1 protein-coding gene is annotated in these 887 nt (G+C 68.4%); it reads left to right on the forward strand.

Annotation, left to right across the window (positions count from 1 at the left end):
• The coding region (locus UN64_RS21745; RefSeq protein WP_216352817.1) for a manganese catalase at positions 1-831 on the forward strand (831 nt) is incomplete at its 5' end.
• Between the last annotated feature and the right edge of the window lie 56 nt (positions 832-887).

Here is an 887-nt window from a genome sequence, read left to right on the forward strand (position 1 = left end):
GACGCGGTCTACGCCCGCAAGCTGCAGGAGGTGATCGGCGGGCAGTACGGCGAGATCACCGTGGCCATGCAGTACAGCTTCCAGGCATGGAACGCCCACATTCCGGGCAAGTACCGGGACCTGCTCTTCAGCACGGCGGCCGAGGAGTTCGGTCACGTCGAGATGCTGGCAACGATGGTGGCCCAGCTGCTGGAGAAGGCCCCGGTGGGGATCACCACCGACGCCATCCAGGATGACCCGGCCGTGGCCGCCGTCATCGGGGGCACCGATCTGCAGCAGGCCATCGTGGCCGGTGCCGGTGCTCGCCCCGTGGACAGCATGGGGAATCCGTGGACCGGAGCGTATGTCACGGCCAGCGGCAACCTGCTGGCCGACATGACCGCCAACCTCAACGCGGAGATGCAGGGGCGGACCCAGGTGGCCCGGCTCTATCACATGACCGATGACCCGGGCATCCGGGAGCTGCTCTCCTTCTTGCTGGCCCGGGACACGATGCACCAGAACCAGTGGGCGGCGGCTGTGAAGGAGCTGCAGGAGGACGGCCTGGAGGAGATGCCGGTGCCGAGCAACTTCCCGCAGAAGAAGGAGGCCACGGAGCACTCGTACACGCACTATGAGTTCTCTGACGGTCAGGCCACTGCGGAGGGTTCGTGGGCTGCAGGCCCCACCCCGGACGGCAAGGGCGAGTTCTCCTACTCGTCCGAGCCGCCGGCGGGGGTCCCCATGCCCCCGCCCACCCACCCGGACTCCCGTTTCTACGGGACCACGGAGGTGCCCAACCGCGTCGAGAAGCTGGCGGGCACGGTGCAGGACAAGCTGCACCGCGAGTGACCCGACCTTCCCGATGAGGGAGTGCACGGGCCCGTCTGCTCCGGCAGGCGGGCCCG

Source organism: Fictibacillus arsenicus (assembly GCF_001999465.1).
Taxonomy (GTDB): Bacteria; Bacillota; Bacilli; order Bacillales; family Fictibacillaceae; genus Fictibacillus; species Fictibacillus arsenicus.